The organism is Acidimicrobiia bacterium (genome assembly GCA_018057765.1).
In the GTDB taxonomy this organism is placed as follows: domain Bacteria; phylum Actinomycetota; class Acidimicrobiia; order IMCC26256; family JAGPDB01; genus JAGPDB01.
Window position 1 is genome coordinate 5,768 of the sequence record JAGPDB010000033.1, and the last position, 4,288, is coordinate 10,055.

The window sequence follows — 4,288 nt, forward strand, 5'->3', positions numbered from 1 at the left end:
TCAAAGGTACTGGGCCAAAAATCTTCTCCCACACCTTCTGTTAAATATGGACGGCCACTTCCACCAGAAAATACTGAATTGATTGGATCTGCACCAACTATTTTTATATTCGGATTCTGTTCTTTTAAATATTTCCCAACACCAGATATTGTCCCACCTGTTCCTATACCAGCAACAAAATGAGTTATTTTTCCACCTGTTTGTTCCCAAATTTCTGGTCCTGTAGTTTTGTAATGAGAAAGTGGATTATTTTGATTCGAATATTGGTCTGGTCTAAAAGAATTAGGTGTCTCTAGTGTCAGCCTTTCTGCTACTGAATAATATGAACACGGATCTTCTGGAGCGACAGCAACAGGGCATACAACAACCTGCGCGCCATAAGCTCGCAATAGATCGATTTTTTCGCCGCTTACTTTATCAGTAACAACAAATATTGTTTTATATCCTCGCTGTGCTGCAATAATTGCTAAGCCAACACCTGTATTTCCAGAAGTAGGTTCTATTATTGTTCCGCCAGGTAGAAGTTTTCCGTCTGCTTCTGCAGCATTAATCATCTCGAGAGCAGGACGGTCTTTTGATGAACCTCCTGGGTTTAACATTTCAAGCTTTACAAGTAATTGAGCAGGCATACCAACAGAAATTTTCTTTAGTCGAAGTAGAGGAGTTTCTCCTATTAATTCTTCGAGAGAATCAACTGCATGTATAGTTTGCAGTTTAGTGGTATTCATTTTCGCTCCGAAAGAAAAAGTCCGGCAATTAACCGGACTAAGAACGATTAAAAGGTGTGCACCATATTAGGCGCACAAGATCATATTTTTCTTAATGACAACAACTATTAAAGAAATGTTTATTTCACTGTGATCAGTTTTTTTCTATTTGCAAATGTTATTGCGAATCCAATAAGTATTAACGAGATTGCGTATATTGAAGTCGATCCGTTGTTGCCAGTTGCTGCCAACGTTCCGCTTGCAGAGTTATTTATAGCGTTGTTAGCTTGAGCATTCCCAGTATTTACTGGCGAATCTTCTACAGCATATCTAATAGCATTTATACCTAATACTTGAGTATCGGATTGCACTGCATTGTAGTCCACGATTCCTCCAAGTAAAAGTGAGATAGTTGCTGTTTTGTTTAGTTCTATATTTTTTACTCTAACTTCCCATAGGTTATCGCTAACTTTGATAAGTGTATCAACAATACCTGAACCCGATACTTCTATATCTGTTACATCAAATGATGGTTCGAATATGTCTTTGTTAAACCTGATTCTAAAACACCCAGTCCCGTCAGTAGATATTTCACTTTGACCTGGACACAAACTTGCAGTTGCCTTCAAAGCAGATGGGTCATAAGAGAGGAAAGCAATATTGTCATTAGGGTCAGAATCAATAGTATCTATTAATTGAATACCGTTCATAACTGTATTTTGATATTTCATTGTTCCAGTATCATTACCTTGGAATAATCCCATAACGTCAGCTGTACCTGATGCTAGTCCTGTACCTGCTGTGATTATAACATTGAAAGAATAAATGGAATCATCTGCAGGTAATTCTGTACCTGAACTTAAAGATAAGCTACAAATTACTATTTGTCGTCCAGTGAAATAGTCTGCACCTGGTATAGGAACTTCAATATTCATGCGGCCATAGTTAAAACAGTTCCCAGATGATGCGTTAAGTAGGTCCCCTGGATCGTTATCGGCAATGCTAACAAATGCTGATCCTTCTGGTAATACGAAAATATATTGGAACGAGTTAGTGTTAATGTATGTACCTTGGCCGATATTTGATAACGTTACTTGGTATTCAACATCATCGGTAGGGCTAATGGTACCTGTTGTTACTAGTCTTGCTTCTGTTTTCATGTCGGGTAATAGTGCAATTGTGTAAGGGTCAAAAGTAATAGAGTCATTGGAATTATCAGTATCAATATTTATAGCATCGTCTACATTATGGATACTTGAAGCAATTGATATGCTTGTGGTTACTGAGTCGCCCAAGCTTGCAGTTTCATTTCCCGAGATTATTAGTTTAAAACATTGACCTGCGTCTAAAAGACCAGTCCATGTAGAAGTGTCTACATCGTAACTACCTCGATTGCTTGCATTAGTTTCTGGGACATTGAAAAATGAATCATTAAAAACAAAGTTTGTACTATCAATATCTAATACTATTTCTTTAACCGCAGTTGAACCTTCGTTACAAACATCAATATCAATGGCGTGGTTCGCAAAAGTTCTTCGACCATCGATACTTAAATCCGTGTTTGTTGCTGCGTTTGCTGCACTTAGTGTGGCTACCTGTATTCCTATCGCCATTAATGCTACAAGTGCAATTGATAATAGGCTTTTATATTTTTTCATAAGTACTCCACTTTTGAACTAATTTAATTTGTAGCTATTATCTCGTCATAATCCGTAAAATCTTTACAAAAAATAGCCTATTTCTGGCAAAATGGGTATTTTGGCCTATAAAGTTTTTATATCACAGTGTCGAGTAAAACTTTGTGAAGAAACTCTTAACACTAATGGTCATTATCTCAACATGCTTATTGCAATTTGGATTCAGCAGTTCAAGTTATGCAGATCCTGGATCTTCTGATCTTAGAATACAAGTAGGCGTTGGATACTTAGGAGCTGTTTTAGGTGGTCATGTTTGTAATGATGGAGATGAAACTGTTGAACAATTCACGTTATCTATAGATTCTGTTAGTAACTATACTGTAACCTCGCTTTTAGTGAATGCCGATCCGAATTCAAGCAACACTGACGCACAAGATCCTGGCTCAATCGATAGCAACACTGGAATCTGGACTGGACTACTTCAAAGCACGCAATGTGTAGCTATCATTTTTTATGGTGACGTTACTGGTGGAATTGGTGATGAGTTAGAAACTACTATATCAGTTTCAGGGAGTTTGCTCGAAGGTGGCACAAACAATATCGACCCAAACTCAAGTAATGATTCATCTACTATGACTCCATATGTAATTACTGCATTGCCAGATGTTGCAATTCAAACAAGACTTTTGACTGAAGGTGTAATAACAAGTGGGTCAAATGTTTCTTATGAAGTTTTCTATCATAATCTCGGTGACGGAATGATTCCACAAAATGATGAAATGACGAGTGTTATTTCTTTTATTGTTCCCGATGCTGCATCTTTTGGGACTATCGTAGATTTAGATCCGAACGATAATTTATCATCAGATCCAGGCATGTGCTTTGACTATGGTTCGCCTTCAAATATGGGTGCAGGTTTAATTGGAATTGAAGGAACTCTAATTATTTGTTTACTTTCAAGGTCTGGAAATATTGATGGCCATACAAGTTATCCATTCCAATATAATATGGTGGCAACCGATGCTTTTGCTTCTGGTAGTCTAAAAGTTTATGCGATGGCTTCTGGGCCAGATATTGATACTCAAGCTATGCAACGTGTATTATTCGTTGGAGGGAATCCTTTCGAACAATTATCTAATGTGAATAATATTGCTACTTTAGTTTATGACAACTCTGGTCTAACTCCATCTATAAATTTATGCCCGGGACAAACTGCATTATCCGATGATGGTTCTGGATGTTTTAGAATAAGCTTCAACAAAAAGATTTGGGCACCTTCTTTCACCCAGGATGATCTAATTTTAACTTCGGGTTCTATTGATAATTTTACTAAAGTTGATGACTTCACATGGGATGTAAATGTGTCTGGTATTTTGCTCGGCCAAAGCGCTGCCTTAACAATGAAAGATGCAAGTGTACTTGACTATTCTGCTGTTCTCAGTGGAGTTCAAGTTCTTGGTGAGAATGTTATACGTTATGAAATTCCATCAGCCAATGCGTCAGTGCCAGATGTAACTAATTCTACAACAGGATCTCCAATAGGAACAGTGAACTCTGCAAAAGGTACTTTGGCAAATACTGGTCTAGAAACAGATTGGCCTACAGGCATAATTTTGATACTTGTTGGTATGGGATTATTTGTAGCTTCAAAAAAGAGATATTCTTTTCAAACTATAAAATAGCTGTTTTGGAATAATGCCAATCAATGCCTATTGTCTTATAATTTATATATGACAAAAAAGATTTTAGTAACAGGTGCAACTGGATATGTGGGTGGCCGTCTTGTACCTTTATATGTTGAGGCAAAGGAAATCAAAGATTTAAAGGCAGTGTTTACAAGTCCTGATGTTGTTATATTAAAAGATTTATATCGCTTAGCTTTTTATGATGATGAAAGCCATATAGTACAGACAGATGGATACAATGCCTTGAGCCTGAATTTCC

Annotated in this window: 4 protein-coding genes; 2 read left to right on the top strand and 2 right to left on the bottom strand. The window is 37.1% G+C overall.

Annotation, left to right across the window (positions count from 1 at the left end):
• Together KBF89_08225 and KBF89_08230 are read right to left on the bottom strand one after the other, a co-directional pair.
• The coding region (locus KBF89_08225) for a pyridoxal-phosphate dependent enzyme (protein ID MBP9116308.1) at positions 1 to 704 on the bottom strand (704 nt) is incomplete at its 3' end.
• Between the two features lie 143 nt (positions 705 to 847).
• Positions 848 to 2,365, bottom strand: a complete 1,518-nt coding sequence (locus KBF89_08230) for a hypothetical protein (protein ID MBP9116309.1) — start codon at positions 2,363 to 2,365, stop codon at positions 848 to 850.
• Positions 2,366 to 2,508: 143 nt separating this feature from the next.
• Here KBF89_08230 and KBF89_08235 point away from each other — a divergent pair, with 143 nt between their 5' ends.
• Together KBF89_08235 and KBF89_08240 are read left to right on the top strand one after the other, a co-directional pair.
• The gene (locus KBF89_08235; GenBank protein ID MBP9116310.1) at positions 2,509 to 4,026 is read left to right on the top strand and encodes a hypothetical protein; all 1,518 of its coding nucleotides are present in this window, start codon (positions 2,509 to 2,511) and stop codon (positions 4,024 to 4,026) included.
• 48 nt (positions 4,027 to 4,074) lie between these two features.
• Positions 4,075 to 4,288, top strand: a 214-nt coding sequence (locus tag KBF89_08240) for a hypothetical protein (protein MBP9116311.1), incomplete at its 3' end; no start/stop codon positions are given.